This is a genomic window from Nostoc sp. TCL240-02 (assembly GCF_013343235.1).
Classification (GTDB): domain Bacteria; phylum Cyanobacteriota; class Cyanobacteriia; order Cyanobacteriales; family Nostocaceae; genus Nostoc.
The window spans coordinates 6,125,694-6,148,237 of the sequence record NZ_CP040094.1 but is presented as its reverse complement, the minus strand read 5'-3'; the positions used below and the strand labels follow the sequence as shown (position 1 = coordinate 6,148,237).

General features: G+C 41.6%; 17 protein-coding genes and 1 pseudogene. 11 read left to right on the top strand and 7 right to left on the bottom strand.

Annotated elements, in window-relative coordinates; genetic code table 11:
* Positions 1–175: 175 nt before the first annotated feature.
* On the bottom strand, positions 176–1,114 hold the full coding sequence (locus tag FBB35_RS26175) for an NAD-dependent epimerase/dehydratase family protein (RefSeq protein WP_174712059.1): 939 nt from the start codon (positions 1,112–1,114) through the stop codon (positions 176–178).
* 257 nt (positions 1,115–1,371) lie between these two features.
* On the opposite strand from FBB35_RS26175, the gene FBB35_RS26170 reads away from it, so the two are divergent.
* The 7 genes from FBB35_RS26170 to FBB35_RS26140 all read left to right on the top strand — a co-directional run bounded on the left by FBB35_RS26170 (position 1,372) and on the right by FBB35_RS26140 (position 9,009).
* Positions 1,372–2,526, top strand: coding sequence for a glycosyltransferase (locus FBB35_RS26170; RefSeq protein ID WP_174712058.1), 1,155 nt, complete (start codon positions 1,372–1,374; stop codon positions 2,524–2,526).
* A gap of 98 nt (positions 2,527–2,624) precedes the next feature.
* Positions 2,625–3,383, top strand: coding sequence for a sugar transferase (locus FBB35_RS26165; RefSeq protein WP_174713775.1), 759 nt, complete (start codon positions 2,625–2,627; stop codon positions 3,381–3,383).
* A 514-nt stretch (positions 3,384–3,897) separates the two neighbouring features.
* On the top strand, positions 3,898–4,977 hold the full coding sequence (gene gmd, locus FBB35_RS26160) for a GDP-mannose 4,6-dehydratase (RefSeq protein WP_174712057.1): 1,080 nt from the start codon (positions 3,898–3,900) through the stop codon (positions 4,975–4,977).
* Between the two features lie 24 nt (positions 4,978–5,001).
* Positions 5,002–5,946: a GDP-L-fucose synthase gene (locus FBB35_RS26155; RefSeq protein ID WP_174712056.1), complete on the top strand. Its 945-nt coding sequence runs from the start codon at positions 5,002–5,004 to the stop codon at positions 5,944–5,946.
* Between the two features lie 73 nt (positions 5,947–6,019).
* The gene (locus FBB35_RS26150; protein WP_174712055.1) at positions 6,020–6,595 is read left to right on the top strand and encodes a 5-formyltetrahydrofolate cyclo-ligase; all 576 of its coding nucleotides are present in this window, start codon (positions 6,020–6,022) and stop codon (positions 6,593–6,595) included.
* A 36-nt stretch (positions 6,596–6,631) separates the two neighbouring features.
* The gene (locus tag FBB35_RS26145; RefSeq protein WP_254625696.1) at positions 6,632–7,642 is read left to right on the top strand and encodes a catalase family protein; all 1,011 of its coding nucleotides are present in this window, start codon (positions 6,632–6,634) and stop codon (positions 7,640–7,642) included.
* A 530-nt stretch (positions 7,643–8,172) separates the two neighbouring features.
* The gene (locus FBB35_RS26140) at positions 8,173–9,009 is read left to right on the top strand and encodes a carbohydrate ABC transporter permease (protein ID WP_174712053.1); all 837 of its coding nucleotides are present in this window, start codon (positions 8,173–8,175) and stop codon (positions 9,007–9,009) included.
* A 53-nt stretch (positions 9,010–9,062) separates the two neighbouring features.
* Here FBB35_RS26140 and FBB35_RS26135 read toward each other — a convergent pair whose 3' ends face one another.
* Both FBB35_RS26135 and FBB35_RS26130 read right to left on the bottom strand, forming a co-directional pair.
* The gene (locus tag FBB35_RS26135) at positions 9,063–9,716 is read right to left on the bottom strand and encodes a sugar transferase (protein WP_174712052.1); all 654 of its coding nucleotides are present in this window, start codon (positions 9,714–9,716) and stop codon (positions 9,063–9,065) included.
* A gap of 442 nt (positions 9,717–10,158) precedes the next feature.
* Complete coding sequence (locus tag FBB35_RS26130) at positions 10,159–14,301, bottom strand: hypothetical protein (RefSeq protein ID WP_174712051.1); 4,143 nt, start codon at positions 14,299–14,301, stop codon at positions 10,159–10,161.
* Positions 14,302–15,018: 717 nt separating this feature from the next.
* On the opposite strand from FBB35_RS26130, the gene FBB35_RS26125 reads away from it, so the two are divergent.
* From FBB35_RS26125 to cobT, 3 genes are read left to right on the top strand one after another with little or no spacing between them, the layout of a single operon-like run.
* A complete protein-coding gene (locus FBB35_RS26125) occupies positions 15,019–15,720 on the top strand; it encodes a Crp/Fnr family transcriptional regulator (protein WP_012409873.1) in 702 nt (233 codons plus the stop codon).
* Between the two features lie 13 nt (positions 15,721–15,733).
* A complete protein-coding gene (locus FBB35_RS26120) occupies positions 15,734–16,474 on the top strand; it encodes a DUF2232 domain-containing protein (protein ID WP_163928903.1) in 741 nt (246 codons plus the stop codon).
* A 56-nt stretch (positions 16,475–16,530) separates the two neighbouring features.
* Positions 16,531–17,724, top strand: coding sequence for a nicotinate mononucleotide-dependent phosphoribosyltransferase CobT (gene cobT / locus FBB35_RS26115; protein WP_174712050.1), 1,194 nt, complete (start codon positions 16,531–16,533; stop codon positions 17,722–17,724).
* Positions 17,725–18,017: 293 nt separating this feature from the next.
* On the opposite strand, the pseudogene FBB35_RS26110 reads toward cobT, so the two are convergent.
* The 4 genes and pseudogenes from FBB35_RS26110 to FBB35_RS26100 form a co-directional block, all read right to left on the bottom strand.
* Positions 18,018–19,356: pseudogene (locus FBB35_RS26110) on the bottom strand (IS701 family transposase).
* 86 nt (positions 19,357–19,442) lie between these two features.
* Positions 19,443–19,946, bottom strand: a complete 504-nt coding sequence (locus FBB35_RS35125) for a transposase (protein ID WP_254625695.1) — start codon at positions 19,944–19,946, stop codon at positions 19,443–19,445.
* Between the two features lie 60 nt (positions 19,947–20,006).
* Complete coding sequence (locus FBB35_RS35120; RefSeq protein ID WP_254625668.1) at positions 20,007–20,402, bottom strand: transposase; 396 nt, start codon at positions 20,400–20,402, stop codon at positions 20,007–20,009.
* A 214-nt stretch (positions 20,403–20,616) separates the two neighbouring features.
* Positions 20,617–20,985: a hypothetical protein gene (locus FBB35_RS26100; RefSeq protein WP_012409876.1), complete on the bottom strand. Its 369-nt coding sequence runs from the start codon at positions 20,983–20,985 to the stop codon at positions 20,617–20,619.
* 356 nt (positions 20,986–21,341) lie between these two features.
* Between FBB35_RS26100 and FBB35_RS26095 the strand changes: the two genes are divergently transcribed.
* Positions 21,342–22,520 carry an extracellular solute-binding protein gene (locus FBB35_RS26095; protein ID WP_174712049.1) on the top strand — a complete coding sequence of 393 codons (1,179 nt, stop codon included), beginning with the start codon at positions 21,342–21,344 and terminating at the stop codon, positions 22,518–22,520.
* The last annotated feature ends 24 nt before the right edge of the window (positions 22,521–22,544 follow it).

Sequence of the window (22,544 nt, the reverse complement as noted above, 5' to 3'; positions counted from 1 at the left end):
GCTTTTTGATCTCAGTAATTTCCCTCTGTGACACTTGGGGGTGCGGAAGGTGGGTTAAAATTCAAGTAAAAACTGAAGACGCGATGAATTGCGTCTTCCCCAGGTAAAAGAAAAATTCTTTCTTTTGGCTAAGTTTGAGATTCCCGACTTCGATAAAAAAGCGGGAATTTTGTTTCTAAATAGCTTGTAAAATCTCGTCATCTAAAGAAAAGTCCACTTCGGCTTTATCTTTTGCATTAGCCAAATAATCATTTTCCAAAGAGTCTTGTAACCCAGAAATCAAATCATATTCAGGATGCCAGTTTAATTCTGTTTGCGCTTTATTCACCGAAGCAAAGAAATGCTGCACCCGCATCGGAAAAGCTTTGCGCTTGCCGAAATCAAACTTTTTCGGGTCGTAATGGACGATTTTTACAGCATCGGGTGATTTGCCAGCCGCCACAGCACTAGCACGGGCTAAACCATCAAAAGTGACAAAGCGATCGCCAGATATATTATAAATCTGTCCTATGGCCTGTTGATTACCCAAAACCTGAGTCAAAGCTTTTGCCAAGTCTTTTACATGCCCTAGCTGCGTAATGTGCAACCCATTTCCAGGGATAGGAATGGGGCGATCGCGCACAATCCTATCAAAAAACCAGCCTTCCAACTCATTATAATTACGAGGTCCGTAAATATAAGTAGGACGAATGGAAGTAAAAGGTAATCCCAATTCAGTCAGATAAGCTTCTGTTTCATGCTTACCCTTATGGCGACTTTTGGGATCTACCGCATCGCCTTCTATGTGGGGGAGTTGATCGGATTTGAGATACACTCCCGCAGAACTCATATATATAAAATGTTGCACTCGCCCTTGAAAAATCTCTGCAAGTGGTTGAGTATCAGTAAGTTCTCGTCCGTTATTGTCAAAAATGACATCAAAGCTTTCTTGTGATAACTTTGCCTTTAATTGGGTAGCGTCAGTGCGATCGCCTATAATTTGTCCTACTCTCTGTAAAGAAGGTACTGTCCGATTTCCCCGATTGAACAGCACCACCTCATGTCCTTGCTCCATTAGTAATTGAGTCAAATAGACACCAATGAACCGAGTACCACCCATAATTAGAATTCGCATAAATTCACCTTTTCCATATCAGTTGTCGTCAAAGACTAGGGATTGGGGACTGGGGAGACAAGGAGAAATAACCATTCCCAATCCTTAATACTCCAATCTGAGGTTATCAGGTTGCAGCATCCATCTGGAACATCTGAAGGAAAGATTGCGTCCTATGTGCTAATCTGGTGCGCTTCCCGTTAATTAATCAGAAGGGGAAACTTTTCAGTTAACGTCATCAAGTTGGTCTTTGTATCTTCCATTTATTCAAGTTAGCTGTGCCCTTGAAATATGCTCTGGTTCATGAGTGGCTGACACCCAAAGCCACCGGTGGTTCAGAACTCGTTGTCCGAGAAATTTTGAATCACATTGATGCTGATTTGTATGCTCTGATCGATTTTGAATCCAGCAATAGAGACAGTTATTTATATAACCGTCAGATTGGCAAGACGTTTCTCCAGAACTTTCCTGATGCCCGCAACGGTATACAAAAATACTTGCCTTTGTGGCCCTTGGCAATCGAACAACTTGATTTGCGGCATTATGACGTAATTCTGTCTTCATCTCACGCTGTTGCCAAAGGAATCCTGACCACTCCCGAACAGATACATATTTGCTACTGTCACAGCCCTATGCGCTACGCCTGGGACTTGACTTTTGATTATCTGCGCTACAGCAAACTGGGTAGTGGCTTACCTGGGTGGGTGACGCGATATTTATTACATCGTTTGCGCCAGTGGGATGTATTGAGTGCCAATCGCGTTGATTACTTCATTGCTAACTCGCAACATACAGCTCGGCGGATTTGGCGTTGCTATCGACGAGAAGCAATAGTCATTTACCCACCAGTGAATATTGCAGAATTTCCGTTTCTGTCTGAGAAAGAGGACTTTTACCTGACAGTTTCTCGGTTAGTGAGTTACAAGCAAATATCGTTGATTGTCAAGGCTTTTAATCAACTAAAACGACCATTAGTAGTCATTGGTACAGGAGATGAAATGAACAAGATTCGCGAAATGGCAAACTCTAATATCCAAATACTCGGATGGCAACCCGATAATGTGGTAAAAAAATATATGTCTAGGGCTAAGGCATTTGTGTATGCAGCTTGTGAAGATTTTGGGATTGCCCTAGTGGAAGCACAAGCCTGCGGCACGCCAGTAATTGCCTACGGTGCAGGGGGGGCAGTCGAAACAGTGCGAGATATCCGCTCTTGTGTGGATACAGGGACAGGTATATTTTTCCAGACGCAAACCGAGGCGGCTTTAGTGGAGGCAGTAGAAAAGTTTGAAGTATATGAGGGTTTGTTCAGTTCCGAGTATATGCGATCGCACGCCGCGCAGTTTTCACCGCAAATCTTTGCAGATCGTTATCTAAATTTTGTAAACAAGTGCAACGAAAAAGACCGTTTTCGGAATGATGGTCTAGATTAATGTCTTATTTTTTTAGGCTTTTGGCAATTTTCCCCAGAAGCACATCATTTTGGCTTTAATATTGGGACTATGTGTGGTGTGGATTATTAAGGAGTATGATGACTGCCCAGAGCTCACTCCTCTCCGGCAAGCGAGGCGTACGGCAAGACACTAGAGCGTCTACGCGTACTTTCTTAAAACGCGGTCAAAAAACAAAGACGCCAAAAGTTAAACCCAAAGGTTTATCTTTTCAGGGTTTAAACGGAGAGTTTGCCAAACGACTGTTCGATATAGTGTTTTCGCTGTCGGTGTTAATTTTGTTCTTCCCCGTCTACTTAATTTTGGCCTTGCTAATTGCCTTTAGCTCAGAAGGCCCAATTTTTTATGTCCAGGAACGGGTAGGGAAAAATTACAAAGCGTTTAATTGTATTAAATTCCGAACAATGGTAAGCAATGCAGACGAAATCCTCATGCAAATGATGGAAACATCGCCCGAATTGCGAGAAGAATTTGAAAGCAGTTTTAAGCTGAAACAAGACCCCCGGATTACCAAAATTGGTCAATTTTTGCGAATTACTAGCTTAGATGAATTTCCCCAGTTCTGGAACGTTTTAAAAGGGGATATGAGTGTAGTCGGCCCCCGACCCTTAGTAGCAGAAGAATTACCAAAATATGGTTGTCACATTGATGAGATTTTAACAATCCGTCCAGGAATTACTGGTTTATGGCAAGTATCCGGGCGTAATGACATTCCCTACCCTCGGCGAGTCCAAATAGACCTGCATTATGTCAAATTTAGGAATTTCTGGCTTGATTTATGGATCATCTTGAAAACTGTCGATGTAGTTATTCTGCCCAAAAATAACGGGGCATACTGAGTAAATACTTAGGGGCGATTCTCTGGGGCAGTTAATGCCCCTAAAAGTCTAACTTCAAATATCTATTTTATTCAGTCTTCACAAAAGCAGACATATATGAAATTTTGACAAAAAACAACGTATACCAAAAGAATCTTGATATATCTAGTAAAAGAAAAATATACATACTTAAACAGTCTTGGCCTCTCTAAGGTTGAGCTTACTTGCTAAATTGCTTTTTATTAAGCAATACATTTGCCTTTTTTTTGATTTGTTGGGTTGAACGAACGCGAACAGCGTCCCGCAGGGAAGGGAAACTCAACAAACACGTCGGGTTGCGTGCCTCAACCCAACCGACAAATCAAGGTATTTTTCGATTTGGCAAAGGTATTGATTAAGTATATTTATTTACGGGAAAAAGCCTCATAACAACAAGAACTCGTAGGTTTCCCATTAGGCAATTTAGCAATTAGCTGCTAGGTTGTATCCAATTGCCTGTAACTTTTTAATCAAAGACACTAAGGGATAATTGAGCATGACGCAACAGAAGCGAGCGTTAATTACTGGTATCACTGGTCAAGATGGTTCATATCTAAGTGAGTTTTTGCTGGAACAAGGTTATGAGGTTCATGGCATCATTCGCCGGACTTCTACTTTCAATACAGACCGCATCGATCACATTTACGAAGACCCCCACAAAGATGGAGTGCGGTTGTTTCTTCACTATGGTGACTTGACAGATGGGACGACGTTGCGACGCATTTTAGAAGAAGTCAAACCAGTAGAAATTTACAACCTCGGCGCTCAATCCCATGTCAGAGTAAGCTTTGATTCACCAGAATATACAGTGGATGCTGTTGGAATGGGAACACTGCGTCTGTTAGAAGCAATTCGAGACTACCAACACCGGACTGGAATTCAGGTGCGATTTTACCAGGCTGGTTCTTCAGAAATGTATGGTTTAGTACAAGCAATACCCCAAAGTGAGACAACGCCCTTTTATCCCCGCAGTCCCTATGCCTGTGCGAAAGTTTACGCCCACTGGCAAACTGTAAATTATCGTGAGTCTTATGATTTGTTTGCTTGTAACGGCATACTTTTTAACCACGAGTCACCAAGACGGGGTGAAACTTTTGTAACTCGCAAAATTACAAGAGCAGTTGCTGGGATAGTTGCTGGGAAGCAAAAAAAGATTTACATGGGTAATCTAGACTCTAAGCGAGATTGGGGCTACGCGAAGGATTACGTAAAAGCAATGTGGTTGATGTTGCAGAAAGACCAGCCAGATGACTACGTAATTGCTACTGGTGAAACCCACTCGGTGCGGGAGTTTTTGGAACTGGCATTTAGTTATGTAAATCTCAATTGGCAAGATTATGTAGAGTTTGATGAGCGTTACCTGCGTCCATCTGAGGTAGATTTATTGATTGGTGATGCTACCAAAGCACGGCAGCAGTTGGGCTGGACACCATCAGTAACCTTTGAACAATTAGTTTCCTTAATGGTAGAAGCAGACTTACAAGCATTGGGTCACACTTCACCCAATGGAAATGGTTCGCAATTTCCATTAGATATTGCTACTGTTCGTCAAGAACTGGGCGCTTTGCACTTCTGATTTTGCAGCACAGAGGATAAAAATATGACCGCCTTAGAACTAAAAAATCAACGAGTTCTCGTCACTGGTGGGTCGGGGTTTCTAGGTCGTCAGGTGATAGATCAACTGTGTAAAGCAGGGGCCGATCGTGAGAAGATTACAATAGTGCGATCGCGCGATTGCGATCTGCGTGTCTGGGAAAATAGCCAACGGGCAGTTGACCAGCAAGACATAATTGTCCACTTAGCGGCTCATGTGGGTGGCATCGGTCTAAACCGCGAAAAACCCGCAGAGTTATTTTACGATAACTTGATCATGGGTACGCACCTAATTCACGCTGCCTATCAAGCTGGAGTAGAAAAATTTGTTTGTGTTGGTACGATCTGCGCCTATCCTAAATTTACCCCAGTGCCATTTAAAGAAGACGATCTTTGGAATGGCTACCCAGAAGAAACTAACGCTCCCTACGGAATTGCTAAAAAAGCCCTTTTAGTGCAATTGCAATCTTACCGCCAGCAGTACGGTTTTAATGGAATTTACCTACTACCAGTGAATTTATATGGCCCAGAAGATAACTTTGACCCCGGAAGTTCCCACGTTATTCCAGCGTTAATTCGGAAAGTTCACGAAGCTCAAATTAAGGGAGAAACCCAACTCCCAGTTTGGGGTGATGGCAGTCCCACCCGCGAGTTTCTGTATTCAGAAGATGCAGCACGAGGGATTGTTATGGGAACTCAATTCTATAACGAATCGGAACCAGTTAACTTAGGAACGGGTTACGAAATCTCTATCCTTGATTTAATAACTCTAATTTGTAAATTGATGGAGTTTAAGGGTGAGATTGTTTGGCAAACTGACAAGCCTAATGGTCAACCCCGCCGTTGTTTGGATACTGAACGGGCAAAACAAGCCTTTAACTTCACTGCTCAGGTGGGCTTTGAGGAAGGATTAAAGAATACCATTGAGTGGTATCGTCAACACGCTGCATAACAATGTATTAGTGAATGTAGGCTTTTATAAGCTGGGTGATGCCCAGCTTATTTGTTTGACGCGATAAATTTTTATGGACAAAGTTAATCATCAACTAAATAAAGCAAAACTACGCCGCACTCTACTCAAAACACGCCAATCAATGTCTGTTGGAGAATGGAGAGAAAAAAGCGATCGCTTATGCTCTCATTTACAAAACTCTACTTTATTCACCAAAGCAAAAACAATACTTGCGTATTTTAGCTTTCGCCAAGAACCTGACCTCAGTCCACTATTTGCAAACACCAAATATCGTTGGGGATTTCCTCGCTGCGTTGATAAATCATTGTGTTGGCATATTTGGACACCTAAAGATTCTATTCAAAGTGGCGCTTATGGCATTATTGAACCGCACCCTGACGCTCCCATCTTAGATGCTGCCGAAGTGGATTTGATTCTTGTCCCCAGTGTAGCTTGCGATTATCAAGGATATCGCCTGGGCTATGGCGGCGGATATTACGATCGCTTGCTCAGTTTACCGCAGTGGCAGACAAAACCGACTATCGGGATTGTCTTTGATTTCGCCTATTTGTCGCAAATACCTATCGAATCTTGGGATAAACCACTACAAGCTGTTTCTACGGAAACCGGATTGACTCGGAAAGACTAAGGGTTCAGGATGATGAAGACACATCATAAAATATTTATGACTAACCCAACATCATCTACCACTGAGCAGGAAGCAATAATTGACGAGATTATTGCAACTAGCCTCCAAGCTCAACAAAAAACAGGCCCAGACCTCCGGCAAATTCATAGCAAAAGTCATGGACTCCTTGCAGGAGAGTTTATTATTGAACCGAATCTTCCTGAAAATTTAAGAGTAGGTTTGTTTAAAACACCACAAACCTATCCTGCATGGATTCGTTTCTCTAGTGGTGGTTCGCCTAAAAAGCGTGGTGAATTTACCTCCGACAGCCAGCCGGATGTTCGGGGTATCGCCATCAAGGTCATGAATGTGGACGGGCAAAAAGTACTGGATGATGAAGAAAAAACTCAAGATTTTATCCTCAACAATTATCCGATTTTCTTGACCAAAGATGTTCGTGATTATGCCGATCTTTCCAGAGCCGGGAGTGGACAACTTAGCCCAGAGCGTTTGCAGGAACTTGGTTATGCCTTTGCAATCTTGCAAAAAATTGGTAGCAATAAAGTAGGAAATCCGCTTTTAATTCAATATTGGAGCATGGCTCCCTTTAAGTTTGGGAATCGCATTGTAAAATTATCTGTCAAATCTCAACAGCCGGAACAACAACCCGAAACACTTCCCGAATCAGAAAATTACCTTCGGGAAGCAATAGTCAAATATTTGACTGAAGAAGGTAAAGAAGCATCTTTTGACTTCTTCATTCAGTTTTATGTAGATGACGAAAAAACGCCAATTGAAGACCATGTTATAGAATGGCAAGAATCAGATTCACCATTTATTAAAGTTGCAACTGTCCGCATTTTCAGTCAGAAATTTGACTTTGAAGAACGCAAACGTTTAGACGAGGGTTTGCTGTTTTCTCCTTGGCATACACTACTAGACCATGAGCCTGTTGGAAGTGTAAATCTCTCTCGCAAGAGGCTTTATAGCGAACTTGCAAAGTATAGACGAGAACAAATTGCCCAACGCTTGCGGGAACCACAACCTTATGTGGCAATTGAAGATTAACCTCTGTAAATTAGCTTCAGACTGCAAGATAAATCTTTTACATCTGTGTGTGCAGTATCTCAGTTTCTAGCAATTATATCTGATTATTGAAATTTGAAAGCCCCAGATTCCCGACTTCTCTAATAAGTCAGGAATCTTGTTTTTAACAATTGGATACAAACCATGAATAAAGATAGTGAACTAACTGAAAAGCTGAATAATATGTTGATTGAATCCGCAGATAAAGAATCTGTTATTAAGTTCTTGAGATTGAGTAATTATTCAAAAGCCGAATCAATTGGAATTTAAAAAAAGGCTTTGAGTATTTCTTATTATGAGGCACAAGATATTATTCATAATAGTTAAACATGGAGTGATGTAAAAGAAATTGATGCAAAAATAATGAACGACTTCTTTGATGTACTGGAAGAATTAGGGAGTTCGGAAAGTGAAGAAACTTAATTATACTCATACCTGAATAAATTCCATAACAGAATTAGGTGAATTGCTTTAACCCGATTGTCGAATTACAATGGAAAATTTGTAATCAAATGCTGAACTGGAAAAAATCACGATCACAAAATCTGCTAATGTATGTGCTGTTGGGAGCGATCGCACTGGTGATGCTCTTTCCTTTACTGTGGCTAGTTAGCACAGCCTTGAAATCGCCTACGGAAAATATCTTGCAGTCGCCGCCACAGTTATTACCTAGTCAACCGACACTAGATAATTTTGTTAGTGTATGGAACTCTCTACCCTTTGGGCAATACCTGTATAACAGCACTTTGGTATCAGTGCTAACGGTTGGCTTAAATCTACTATTTTGCGCTTTAGCTGCCTATCCCTTGGCAAGATTGTCATTTGTGGGGCGAGACTGGATTTTTGTGGCGATTGTCTCCACGATTATGATTCCCTTCCAAATCGTGATGATTCCCCTCTATATTTTGACAGTCCAGTTGGGTTTGAGAAATAGTTATTTAGGAATGATTTTTCCGAGTTTGGCTTCTGCCTTTGGTATTTTTCTGTTACGCCAAGCTTTCATGAGTGTCCCCAAAGAGATAGAAGAAGCCGCCCGAATGGATGGCAGTTCGGAGTTAGGTTTGTGGTGGCATGTGATGTTACCAGCAGTTCGCCCAGCATTAGTAACTTTAGCTATTTTCGTATTCATTGGTGCTTGGAGTGACTTTTTGTGGCCTTTAATTGTCATCCAAGACGAAAATTTATACACTCTTCCTTTGGGAGTCGCAAAGCTAGCAGGGACATTTTCTCTTGACTGGCGTTTAGTAGCTGCTGGCTCAGTAATTGCGATCGCTCCAGTATTATTACTATTTTTATTTTTACAACGTTACATTGTACCCACAGAAACTGGTAGCGGTGTTAAGGGTTGAATAAGAAATAGAGATAAGGGAACACTGAGAAAAACTAATGACTAATGAAAAATTCAATAAGCACCAGTTTTTTTCAATACTACCGAGATAGTTTTAATAATCAGACTCAGGTCATAACTTACAGACCACTTGCGTTGATAATCTATATCCATTTTGACGATGGTTTCAAAGTCTGTAATACTCGAACGACCATTAGCCTGCCATTCTCCGGTAATGCCTGGTTTGACTCGTAGTCTATCCCAGTGATGTGGGTCGTAATTGCTGACTTCATCAGGAGTAGGTGGACGAGTACCAACTAAACTCATGTCCCCTACCAAAACATTCCAAAATTGGGGAAATTCATCTAAACTGGTACGCCGCAAAAATTTACCCATAGGAGTAATGCGAGGATCGTCAACAGATTTAAAAATGTGACCTTTGGCTTGATTTTTAACCAAATGCTTGACTTTATCAGCATCTACGATCATGGAGCGGAATTTCCAGATGCGAAAAGTTTTTCCGTTCAAACCACAGCGAATTTGAGAATAAAATATTGGGCTTGGCTCATGAATAAAGGTAGCAATCGCCACAGGAATTGCTACCAAAAACGTGATTATTAGCCCCACAATGGCTCCAACAATGTCAATTAACCGTTTTCTTGCGCTTAAAGTTGAAGGGTGTAAAGGCTGTTGCGAACAATTAACTGAATAAAGAGAAAGATTATTCACAAGGTCTAACTTATTTTATAACAGGGGTTTTGGCATCAGTAGTGTAGACGTGGAGATGATTGATAGACGATTTTTACTGCTCTTGTCTTTACCACCAAGTGTTAATATACACAAAATTTAAGCAATATAAAAACTGAAAACCCAAAGTTTACAGAATCTTCCAATTGAAGTTATAGATTGTAAATTTACAGTATTTTCATCCATCAAATAAAAAAGCTATTGCTAATCGTACATATCAAAAAATTATCATACTTAAGTACTAGTAGTACTTTGCAAAATTCAAAATGCTTACGACATAATACTAACCCTTTGTGAAACAACATAAAATCAAGCTTGTCAGGCTTGAGACAATATCCCGTTGTTCTGGAGTCAGCTCAGATTTAATATTTACAAGCATTTTGAATTTTGAATAGTATCCTGATTTCTAGGAGATGTACTGGTCTCAATAATGAACCTCTAAGGCGAAATTCACTGTATATGGTTCCTTTAATGATTGCTGATTACTAGCCTTGATAGCATCTAGATAGCGACGCAAATATAACAGTTGTTGGGAATTGGGACGATAGGTGAGGCTCCCTTGTTTTTCAAAAAGTGGTGTTGTGGCGATCGCCTGATAGTCAGAATTTTCTTGTGAACTCTGGGTTAGCCAAGTTGAATCTATAACTGAAGGTATCAATCCCGAAGGCAGTTCACCTTCCAAAAAAGCTAGCAGGCGTTGCTGACAAGTGCGAGTGTTGATTCCGCGACTCTCAAATAACTGGATAACTTCACCGAAAGATAAGGGACGATCTGGTAGCAGCCGTAACAATTCGGTAAATAAGAAATAATCAGTGTACTGTTGTCTGGGTATATCTAATATCTGGGGATGTAAAGGCAGCATCGCTAAACCATAAGCAACCCGACTGCAATTAGGAGCGCCATTTTCGCCAAGATATAAATCTTGAATAATCTTGGTGCTGGGGAGTTTTTGCCTTAACCAACGGTTTACTGTCCCAACACAAGCCACACCACCAGTCAGGATAGCTTGATTAATAGATTCTGTCGGAATACCACGAGCTACCAATAATTTGTTGAGTTCTCGGTTCAGGCGGCGCACAAAGGGGATAAATACCTGGCTTTCTAAGTCTCGTCGCTGCAAAATCCACTGCTGATCGGCTAATTCCAGGGTAAAAGATTCTTGGTGCTGCAAAATCAGCTTCAGAGCTAGTGCCGCATCTAATACCGCCTGTCCCAGTAGAGAACTTTCTAGACGCTGCTGAAGACGAATCCGCGCGGTAATATCTGGTTCTCCGACTCTCGGTAGTTCTAATTCTTCCAACCCTAAACTCTGCCAGCGCATTTGGTCTAAACCGGGAATTGACGGTTGCCATTGCCAAGGATTACTGCTGGTAGTTTTGCGATTGCTTTGTGTTTCTGGGCGTGATTGCCGAGATTTAGGTGGTAATAGCAGCTGGCAAATAATATCTTGCTCAATTCCCTTGCCAGCATAAGCAAAACTATGGAGCATGAAATCATTGTATGTCAATTGCAGCAAGCTTTCTGGGACATCAACTAGCAACATTTCTGTGGCAGTTGTCCCAATGTTGATTACCAGAGTGTTACCAACAATCGGATGTTCGCTGGTTTTTGCCGGATGAGAACCTTGACGTTGGCTTAATTTTACTTGCTCACCGTTAGCAGCATCGAGTTCTGGGAGTAAACTAGCGATCGCTTCTTCTACAAAAAAGACTTGCTGCGGATGTTGGATGAGTTTACTGGTCAGTAAAGCTTCCCGCACATTAAAGCGGTATTGTTCCGACCAGCTAGATGGACAGGTGCAAATCACACCAGCAATATTATTGATAATCTGCGGAAAATCTTGTTCGCCGATCCCAACAGCAGCAGCCATTAAACGAGGGGTAGTACAAGTTTTTTCAGATTTGAGGGTTAATAGTAGTTTAGAGAGCGATCGCACAACCCAAATTAAAGGCCCTGCCGAAAATTCATTTAATTGTAAAACGGGTTCCCATTTTTGCCGTTCCTTCTTATAGGGAATGGCTACTTGTAAATAGGGCTTCAACTGTGCCGAGTAGAGGTTATTTGTTGTCGAATCTGCTGTTGATTTATGTGTTGTCGGAGTAACCGAGTGGTCAGGTGCTTTATCTTGAGCAACAGCCGCAGGTGCTGTCTGCTCATTGACTTCTATATTTACACTTTCACCCTGGGGTATAGAAGCTGTAGGAAGATAAACCTCTGTTGGCAAACGAAATGATTCCTGGAAGGAACTTGTTCCCGGCGGATTTTCTGCTGACCAGTAGATAGGATGTACAACAAAAGTCGATCGATTTAATAATGCGGCAGAAATTCCGGTTGTACCTAAATCAATTCCTAAATACCAAACTGGTTCTAGAACATTGGGCGAAACTTCTGGATTGTTGATGGAGTTGGGAATTGAAGATAAAAAACTGTCTTGAATAGGAGTTGTGATTTCCTTTTTTTCTTCAGTTTCTACCTGGGTAACTGTCAAACTTGATAAATCCGCAGTTGAGGTATTTTCTGTTTGCGACTCAGGGTAATTTGTAGGGATTGTGTCTTGAGTTTGATCAATTAGTTCCGAGACAATATCCAAATTGGTAGCTGGTTGCAAATCAGAATTTAGCTGCTGATCAAAATTAGCCAAATCTCGATCTAATTGCTGCAACTGTTCTTCATCTAAAGAAATATCAGGCACAACTGGAGTCTGGTTTAACTCAACAGAAAGCAAGTTTTCTTGTGGTGAAGCAGCAATGTAGTTATCTAAAAAAGGGTCTGGCGGATCATTTTTGCTCAATATTTCCGGTGGAGCGATAGCTTCCGTAGGCTTCTCTACGAGAGGCTGCGCGTAGCTTGCTTCCCCGTAGGGGTATGCCAAAGCAATTTCTGCTGCTTTCGGAGTAACTGTTGCTGTACTTGTGCCATCCTCCATAAAGGATGATACTTCCAGCAATTCCTGCTCACTACCTGCACCAGTCAATAGATCAGTTAGCGTATTAATTGTATCAACACTAGCTGGCTGAGTGCCGAGTTGCGTAGGGGAAGTTTCTGCTTGTGGTGTAGAAAAGCTCAGAGGCGAATCTAGCTCAGTATCCTCTGCACAAAAACTAACTGGCTGAGTGTCGAGTTGCGTAGGGGAAGTTTCTGCTTGTGGTGTAGAAAAGCTCAGAGGCAAATCTAGCTCAGTATCCTCGGCAAAAAATAGTTCTTCCTGTGGCTCTGATAATAAATTTGTGGCTTCTACTAAAGTCTCTTGAGCTGAAATACCCGTATCTGGTGTCACAACCGCAGAATCAACGTTTTGAGGGACAGATGGACTCTCAGCGATAGTTAACGTTGATTGGGAGGCTGTGGAAGCAGATAAGTCATTTGTCAATACATCAAGACTTGGGTTATTAACATCACCAGTACCAAATAAACTGGCGTAAAGTTGGTCTACTTCATCACCAACTAATGCAGAAATATCTTGCGATAATTCGGTCAGGTTTTCGGAAGATTCAGACGAGTCTATACCAAGCTGCAACAGCACTGCATCTAGATCCTCTGTGAGGGTAGTATTCTGTTGCTCAGAATTTATTGTGAGTGGAGATGAAGTTTCTGGCAGGATTGCCTCCAGGGTTTGAGATCCAGCTTCAGCAGCGATCGCGGTTGTTTCAGGCAATGATGGTGATATCTCAGATTCTACCCTCAGCAAAGATGGCGGGGAAATAGGGGATTGTTGCTGTAAATGCTGGGTCAAATTGTTGAGAAAGCTGGCCATCAACTGTTCGCCTTGCATTCCCTTGCTATGCATTCTTGCCAGTGCTTGCGACAGTGATTCGTAATAAGTATTAATATTGCGCTGTAGTGCTTCAAAGACTACATTCACAGTCCCATCTAGTGATAATAGGCGTTGATCCAACTCCCTCGCTAGCTGGGTTAACTGCTCTACACGGTCTACTGATTCTAATAAAGGTTGAGTTACAGAGGTGGCGTGATTAGTTGCTTCTGGAGAAATGGCCGAATTTTCCCCCGGTTGTGCTAACAGTGGGGTTACAGTTGGCACCAGCCGATTCATGAGTACCTGTAAAAACTCGGTAATCATTTGATCTTGGTTTGTCAACTGTTGCGCTAAGGAATAGTTTTGCAATCGCCTTTGCTCTAGTTGCCTAATTTCTTGTATGAGAGTGGCTCGCTCTTGCAATAGCCCTTCTAATTCCGATCGCAATGGCTCTATCAAGCTCGAAAATTCACTTTTTAATTGTCCGGCTGCAACAGGACTCTGTTCCTGATTGGATTCGAGTGGCGGTAGGGGATACTGGTTATAACCTCGATCAACAAATTTTGTTAATAAAGGCGATGGCGGAGCCAACGCTAAGGGCGAACGCGGTTCTTCAGAAGAATTATTTGGGATATCGCTCTCTAATGCTTCTTCTTCTTGGAGCCTCACCAAGAAGTTGCGAATTCGTTCTAAAACTTCTTTAGGTTCCTGCCCTTGACCAGGCAGAAATCTAGACAAGCGCTTGCCACCACTGGCAAGTAAGTTGTCAATGTCTGCGATCAACTTTTGAATTTCATCTGCACTGGAAGTCACTTTTATTACCTTACTTAAAAACGTATGTCAACTATGTGACAATTAATTTACAGTCACCGTACCCCTGCGGGGAAGTAAGCTCCCATCTGAGAAGTTTTGAGTGGCAAAAGCTTCTGCTTGGACTTGTCACTGTCATTATGTTATGGATTACTGGGAGTCGTGGCAATCTTCAGTCAGCGTTTGTTTAAGAAGCTTTGTTTTGCCACTGATTGGTTGCCCATTTTTGAAAATGAACATGGGGAAACAAACTCTTTTTCTGGTATAGTTGTACTTCTTGATATCAATGCCGTAAGCGAAAATCAAGCTCATAGGTACACGTCGCAAAAGAAAGATTTATTTGAGTCTTGAGAATCATGACTCCCGCCCTTGGAGGGAATGCAAGACAATAGGACTATGATGTTCTCTTCGCTATTCGTGATTAATCGAGAAGCCCTGACCACACCGCCTAGTGGTTGGTGTGCGGTAGTTCATCTAATACAAGTTTGCAGTTAGCTAGCCCTTGAGCTATACAACCGCAGACCATAAACTACTTTTTGCAAAACTTTTTCCCCGTTTAAACTTATAGGTAAAGATTATTTTAGAAAAAGGTTCTTGTCGTATTCTTATGTAGCATAGTTTAGTTTTCTCTTTTAAAGGGAGCTGTGCTTTGATGACTAAGGCTAGAAATGGCGCTCTTGTTTGTTGTGTGTACATAGCAGCTTCAATAAAAATGTCGTAATGGAAGACCGATATAGCTTGCAAGCACAGGCTAATCCCTGGATGATCACCTCCGCTCCCTTTTTTCAAGGGTTGCCAGAACCTGCTGTGGAATCAGCCCTTATCCATCTTGTTACTCGCACTCACCCAGCCAATCAGGTAATTCTGCTAGAAAATGACTGGGGTGGTTCTGTGTATTTTATTATGGACGGATGGGTCAAAATCCGCACCTACAATCTGGAAGGAAAAGAGGTAACACTGAATATTCTTGGTAAAGGGGAATTATTTGGTGAAATGGCGGCGTTAGATGAAGTTCCTCGCTCCACAGATGTGATTACCTTAGCCCCAACAGTAATTGGCAGTATGCCTGCTCAGGATTTTGTCAAGTTACTTCAGATAGAACCCTTGGCTGGGGTTCGATTGGCGCAATTAATGGCACGACGTTTGCGGCAAGTAAATCGCCGATTGCGTTTGCGGGAATCTGATAGCCAGTCACGAGTGGCAGATACGTTGCTATTTTTGGCAGAGGGACAGGGAAAAAAAGGGCAAACAGGAACCGAAATCCCCAATTTACCTCATCGAGAATTGAGTAGTTTGAGCGGATTGGCACGGGAAACTGTGACACGAGTATTGACAAGGCTAGAAAAAAAAGGCTTGATTAAACGGGATCAAGACACTATTTGTATTCCCGATTTGTCAGCCTTGGAAAGAATGATAGTTTAAGAACTTGTCAAATATGAGTATTTTAGATTCTCTGCCAGATGAACCGGAGGAAGAACCATCAACTGAATCTTCAACTCCCCACAATCATTGGTTAGACAAAGAACAACAGTTAATGCCTCCTCAACTCAAGGCTGATGCGCCGTTGAGGATGGTAGAAACAGCATTTTTAGCCAGTACTGCTAGCTTAATTTGGTTTATTAATTTCTATTTTCCCTTGGGCCCAGTTTTACGGATATTTTTTCCGGTTCCCATCGCTTTAGTTTATCTGCGTTGGGGCAAGCGTGCGGCCTGGATGGCAGCACTCACTTCTGGGTTACTGCTGACTGTACTGATGGGGCCAGCCCGTAGTTTGCTGTTTGTCATGCCCTACGGGTTTATGGGCGTGCTTTTAGGAGCTACATGGTATCGTCGTCGTGTTCCCTGGATTGTTTCTATCACCTTGGGTACGCTGTTGGGTACTTTGGGGGTCTTTTTTAGACTGTGGTTGCTGTCTGTTTTGTCGGGTGAAGACCTGTGGATTTATGTGATTACCCAAGTGACTGAGTTCATTGAGTGGGTATTTTTGAAGCTGAGTTTATTGGCGAGTCCCAGCGTGTTTTTGATTCAAGTGGGAGCGATCGCTCTAATTTTACTCAACAACTTTATCTATCTTTTTGTGGTACACCTCGCAGCATGGTTTCTTTTTGACCGTCTGGGCAATCCCATTCCCCGTCCACCACGCTGGGTACAAGTCCTCATGGATTATGAGGGATAGTTATTAGTCATTTGTCCTTTGTCCTTGGTTAAATAATTAGTCCTAACTAATTCCCAATGCCCAATTCCCAAATTCGTATTTATACCCAAAAAGAACAAGGTGAAGAATGGCTACGACGATATCGTGGTTCTCTGCCCGTATTTGGATGTGTTTTAGGATTTACTGAAACTGGTTTAATTCCAGGGATTTCAGCGGCAGGTCGGACTCCAGAGGATCGGAAATATACCGCTTGTGCTGATGCCGAGTTTTTGTACTACGGCCCAGAACATAAGCCTCAACATCCCCTACCACCATTAGCGGCTGGGGCTTCACCTGTGCTGATTTCTCGCGCTGTTTTTGAGTCACTAAATATACCAGTTCATTTGTTTAATGCTGGTTTACCCCACCCTCCGGCTGTGCCATTAATTGACTTGGGTGGCGCTTCTGCTAAGTGTTTAAGTGGAGGCGCTGCTATGGAAATTACAACGGTACACCACTTATTTAAACAAGGGCTATTTTGGGGAGAACGCCTTGCTGCCAATATGCAACAGAGTTATGTCATTTTCGGTGAGTGTGTCGTCGGAGGTACTACAACTGCCCTGGCAATCTTAACTGCTTTGGGCATAGATGCTGCCGGAAAAGTTAACAGTAGCCACCCTATTTGTAACCACGGGCAAAAGTGGGCACTAGTGCAAGCAGGGCTAGAGAAAGCAGGGAGCAGGGGGCAGGGAGCAGGGGGCAGGGGGCAGGATGAGATATTTCAATCTCAAATCCTAACTTCCGTAGATCCTCTAAAAATTGTGGCTGCCGTGGGCGATCCCATGCAGGTGGTGGTAGCAGGGATGGCGATCGCAGCTAGTCGTAGTTGTGGTGTAATGCTTGCTGGTGGGACGCAAATGCTGGCGGTTTATGCTCTGATGAGTGCGATCGCTCAAGCTTACGCCTTATCATGGCAACCAGAAGCAGTAGTTATAGGCACAACTCGTTGGGTAGCAGAAGATCCTACTGGGGCTACGGTTGACTTAGCCCTCAGCTTAAAAAAAGGCAACTTTTCTCCGAGTGGAACAACCCCTCCCTTATTAGCAACTGATCTCAGCTTTGTTGATTCTCGTTATCCTCAACTGAGAGCTTATGAGCAGGGCTTTGTAAAAGAAGGCATGGGTGCTGGGGCAGCTTGTATAGCCGCTCATCTTAGCCAAAATTGGCAGCAAGACCAACTTTTAGCAGCTATTGAATCTCAGCTTGAACGGCTAAGTACAGCATTTCATTAATTCATTTTTCAGGACTTTGCATCCCTCTGCGCTTTCTTAAAAACTTCCATTTGTTTCATAGTGAGGAATGCACTAAAAGCTTACGATCGTACACATCACACTATTACATATATTTACCACACTCATTACTGAGTCCTGAGTGAGTAAAAAATTACTCAGAGCTTATGTACTAAATACAAGCCCGCCCCTTGTGGTTGATCTTTTTACTCAGTACTTAGCACTCGGAACTCAGCACTCTTCATGTATCCCTCTTCTGTCACTCTCCGAGATAAGCAAGTAGTAAATAAGTGAAATCATCCAGAAGCAAAAAAGGGTTTAAATTGGTTCATGGCACAAATTAAATGATTAAATCCTAGCAATAAATGAGAATTTGGAAAAATATCTAACCAGGGATAAATCAGCCAAAATAGTAAAAGAGGTTGGACAATTAAACGAAGATTATTAAGAGTATTCTTCCATCCAGAATTATGATTCCATTGTTGATGATGAGAAAAATCTACACAATTAACATAACTAGTACCTATCACCTCAGTTTCAATTTGAAGAGATTGATTTAAGGCTAAAAAGGCTGGGGAATTTAGACTAATCATTGTGTAAACACAAAAAATAATTTCCCACCATCTCTCTATATGTTGAAAATTTGTCAAGCGATAATCTGTCCAGCCGAGTTCCTGTTTACATTGTCGAAACCCATATTCTACCCAGGTTCTTAATCCATATAAATCGCCTAAAGTTTTTTTTGAGATTTCCTTGAAGATTCGTCATGACAAATGAAGTGGAATTATCCGGCATTGTTTCTGGATCAGTAGTTATTTCCCAGTAAGTTATGGCTCTTTTTTTACCATAAATTATTTCTCGGATATATCTGATTTCGGATTTTTTATTACTAAATGTTCTCTCAAATTTGCACCACTTGTTAGCTCTAACGCTCTGATTAGCTGGTAGCCAGACTCCGTGATTACTTCTAATTGCTACAACATAAGCTAATTCATATTCATTGAGCTTTTTGATGAATTTGCTACTTTCACCATATAAACTATCGGCTAATACTAATTCAATATTAAACCCCTCATTTATTAATTCTGTAATAATTTCTGACGCTAACTCTATTTTGGTTTTATATTTATCTCCTGATTTGAGCGTCCCTTTCGGTTTAAATACTTTGAAACTTAATGGAAATGTTACATTTTCATAAACTCCATAAGCATTGACTGATACTATTCCATTATCTATTTTTCCTACACTCCCTAGATATTGTCTTGCAACATAATCTGTCTTTTTACCTTTTTTCCTATCTCCAGTTTCATCTATTACTACGGTTATCGCCTGACTATTTAATGCTTTCTTTAATTTATCTAATCTTCGGCTCTTTAATTTATTTGCTGACCAATCTGAATAGGCTATGAAATGATGTAATGACTGTGCCGAGTTTATACTTACTACTTTGGCTATTTCTGGTAATGATTTTCTTTTTATTGGTGCAATTATCCCTAAATGTAAATATTTGAAGCATTCATAATTTCTTACTTCTTTGAACAGGTCTTTATACTCTGCACAATATTCATCTATGATCGCAACTGTTGGCTGGGCATCTCTTGCCAAATGTTTTAGGATTTGTAATTCTACATCCATTGCCCTGCTTACCTGAAGAGAGTTTTTTCTTTTAATCCTTTTATTCAGAATACTCGGAAAGTGACAGAAGAGGGGTATAGCGGTTATCAGTCTTGTGAGGTACAGTAGCAGCAGTGAGTAAACCAACCCAGCAAATTCTCTATTGTCACTTCTGCGAATGCCGTATCTAATGCCTGGAGTAAATCAGGGTATGTCCTTGCACCGATGCGACGGAGAATGTTCTTAATCTTGGACCAACAATTCTCAATCGGTGAAAAATCGGGAGAATAGGGGGGGAGATAAATGAGATGAGCGCCAGCAGCGATGAGCAAAGCTTCAAGTTCATCACTTTTATGGATTGAGCAGTTATCCATGATCACCACTGCACCAGGCCAAAGTTTGGGTACGAGCTTTTGGGCGATGAAGGCATCAAAAGTCAAAGCATCGATAGAACCTAAGCCACTCCATTGGGTGAGCAGTCCTTTCAAGCTAATTGCACCAATTACCGAGACATTTTTCCCTTTGCGGTTGGGCTTTTGAGCATAGGCCTGAAGGGCCAGGCAAGGCGCGGGCACATTTGCGGATGAAGGACAGATTAACTCCCGATTCATCTAAGAAAATCAGCTCTTCGACGGGTATCCCCCTCAAGAGTTTCCAGTACTCAAATCGGGCTAGTTGGACTTCATCACTACCTTTTTTTGTGAGGTGGAGACTTTTTTTTTGAGGTTGAGGTGAAGTTTCCAGCGAACCATCCGATTCACCGTAGCTACCCCAATTAAGACCTCTGTTTTCTCGTAAAGTCGTTCCCGCAATTCGCTTAACGTCGCATCGGGCTGTGCTATGACGAGTTGGCGCAGGATTTCTAACTGTTCAGCATTCAACTTTGTTGCTGTCTGCTCAGTCCGCACCTTGGGGCCTATCATCCCCAATTCTCGATGGCGTTTGAGTAAATTTTGCACAAAACTTAAGGTGACACCAAAGTTTTTAGCCAGTTTTCGTTGGGAAATGTCACCGCAGGCATAAGCATCAACTATTTTTTGACGCAAGTCGAGAGAGTAGGCTTTCATCACCACCAATTATCAGTAGAATTGCTCTCTCCTACTGTACTGAAGTAGACTGATAACCGCTATAATAGTGTGTTTTCCTTTTCATCAATTTGATAGCTGGATTAGTTGCTTATACTTAAATATATGCCTACAAAACCATCACTTGATATTGAGCCTAAAGGCTTGCCTTCCATACCTCCAGGCATTTATTTAATTCGTTGAACTCAGGTTAAATTTAATGAATTCTTTCTCTAAGTAATTGTTCTTCCAAGGCAGCGATGCGATTGTATGCTGCTGTTAACTGCGCTGTTAGTCTTTGTATTTGAATTTCTGGTGTTATGTTATCTCCACTCTGACGATGCATATCTAGATAAATACCATCTGTTAATACATCCTTGTGTTCCATTTCTGGATTTAAACTGATACGTCTGAGCTGATAGCCTCCAGCCGCACCATTTTCCTGATAATTATCCTTTGCTTGTGTATTTGCTATAGAACACTCTGAGAAAGTTTGAGTGACTTTAGCATCAAGTTGTTCAATCACTTGACAGAGGGCATCCAGTTTTTCGCTTAAAGTCAGGATCTGTTGCTGTAATAGCTCCATTTAATACCTTTATCCGTATATTTTCTATATGTTATTCAATTTACTGCCAATCTTAACGATACTTATGGATTATTTAAGTATTGATAATTTTTGGTGCAAATGTGACATTTAAATCATTATTTCTAAATGTGGGTAAAGTTTGACTACAAGTACCACTAATGAAATTTATGCAGATAAATTCACTTTTAGGTAGTAAATTGCTGATAGAGTTGCTATTTTAAGTCAAATATTCCAAATTATCGGTATTGACCAGAGAAAACTCCAATAATTTTCCAACTCCACTTTTTCACCTAGTCAGCCTCTGGTGAATCTCTGCTTAATATTAGGTATAATCAAAAATCTTAAATCCAAAATCAATGGATCGACGGTCTTTTTTGCTCGGTACAAGCACACTGGCACTTTCACAACTGCTTTTTGGCTGTGGTGGAAACAGGCAGACGCAACTAAAAGTACAGTTATTAAAAGGTTCTATACCTGGTCAGGTGGTGAATCAGTTCCACAAAAGTTTGCAGCAACAGGTGCAGTTAAAGTTTGCCCCAGTCGAGCAGATAGAGGATTTATTTCAGCAATTACAAAATTGGCAGAAAAAACCAAAAGCCACCGATGAACAAGGATGGAGTCGTTTTATACCCTTTAGGCAAAGTCAAAAAACGGCTGATGCAGACCTCGTGACATTGGGAGATTACTGGCTAAAAGCAGCTATTGAGCAGAAATTGATTCAACCACTCCAAGAAGTACAGGGAAACCAATTAAAACAGTGGCCTGCTTTAGATGAAAGGTGGAAGAAATTAGTAACGCGCAACGACCAAGGTAATTTGGATACTCAAGGAAAGGTGTGGGGTGCACCTTATCGTTGGGGTAGCACGGTGATTGTTTATAACCGTGACAAGTTGCGAGAATTGGGTTGGACACCAAAAGATTGGAGTGATTTGTGGCGAGATGAAATGCAGCAACGCATTTCCCTACTTAATCAACCACGAGAAGTTATTGGTCTAGTCTTAAAGAAGCTAGGAAAATCTTACAATACAGAAAATCTTGACCAAGTACCAAACTTGGAAAAAGAATTACAGACATTAAACCAACAGGTGAAGTTCTACAGTTCCAATAACTACCTAGAACCTTTAATTATGGGAGACACTTGGCTAGCGGTTGGTTGGTCAAGCGATGTACTACAAGTTCTGGGACGTTATCCGCAACTTGGTGCAGTTATCCCTAAGTCAGGAACAGCAATATGGGCGGACTTGTGGGTACGTCCCGCAGGTATTGCTAAGAATACTTTATCAGATCAATGGATTGATTTTTGTTGGCAACCAAGCATTGCTAAACAAATTTCGGTGTTAACTAAAAGTAATTCGCCAATTTCTACAAATATTACTGCTTTCGACACTCAAGAATCATTACTGAGTCTGTTACAGAGCGATGTCTACGACGGGCTACGCCTACGCGCAGTTTTCGATAAAAGCGAATTTTTACTTCCCTTACCCCCATCAGCAATAAAACAATACGAGTCTTTATTTGCCAAAATTAAGGTTTAATTGGGAATTGGGAATTGGGCATGG

Excerpts from the sequence above, each read along its gene's own strand:
- FBB35_RS26175 (WP_174712059.1), bottom strand. The coding sequence starts at position 1,114 with ATGCGAATTCTAATTATGGGTGGTACTCGGTTCATTGGTGTCTATTTG.
- FBB35_RS26165 (WP_174713775.1), top strand. The coding sequence starts at position 2,625 with ATGACTGCCCAGAGCTCACTCCTCTCCGGCAAGCGAGGCGTACGGCAA.
- gmd (WP_174712057.1), top strand. The coding sequence starts at position 3,898 with ATGACGCAACAGAAGCGAGCGTTAATTACTGGTATCACTGGTCAAGAT.
- FBB35_RS26155 (WP_174712056.1), top strand. The coding sequence starts at position 5,002 with ATGACCGCCTTAGAACTAAAAAATCAACGAGTTCTCGTCACTGGTGGG.
- FBB35_RS26150 (WP_174712055.1), top strand. The coding sequence starts at position 6,020 with ATGGACAAAGTTAATCATCAACTAAATAAAGCAAAACTACGCCGCACT.
- FBB35_RS26145 (WP_254625696.1), top strand. The coding sequence starts at position 6,632 with ATGACTAACCCAACATCATCTACCACTGAGCAGGAAGCAATAATTGAC.
- FBB35_RS26140 (WP_174712053.1), top strand. The coding sequence starts at position 8,173 with ATGCTGAACTGGAAAAAATCACGATCACAAAATCTGCTAATGTATGTG.
- FBB35_RS26125 (WP_012409873.1), top strand. The coding sequence starts at position 15,019 with ATGGAAGACCGATATAGCTTGCAAGCACAGGCTAATCCCTGGATGATC.
- FBB35_RS26120 (WP_163928903.1), top strand. The coding sequence starts at position 15,734 with ATGAGTATTTTAGATTCTCTGCCAGATGAACCGGAGGAAGAACCATCA.
- cobT (WP_174712050.1), top strand. The coding sequence starts at position 16,531 with ATGCCCAATTCCCAAATTCGTATTTATACCCAAAAAGAACAAGGTGAA.
- FBB35_RS35125 (WP_254625695.1), bottom strand. The coding sequence starts at position 19,946 with ATGAATCGGGAGTTAATCTGTCCTTCATCCGCAAATGTGCCCGCGCCT.
- FBB35_RS35120 (WP_254625668.1), bottom strand. The coding sequence starts at position 20,402 with ATGAAAGCCTACTCTCTCGACTTGCGTCAAAAAATAGTTGATGCTTAT.
- FBB35_RS26100 (WP_012409876.1), bottom strand. The coding sequence starts at position 20,985 with ATGGAGCTATTACAGCAACAGATCCTGACTTTAAGCGAAAAACTGGAT.
- FBB35_RS26095 (WP_174712049.1), top strand. The coding sequence starts at position 21,342 with ATGGATCGACGGTCTTTTTTGCTCGGTACAAGCACACTGGCACTTTCA.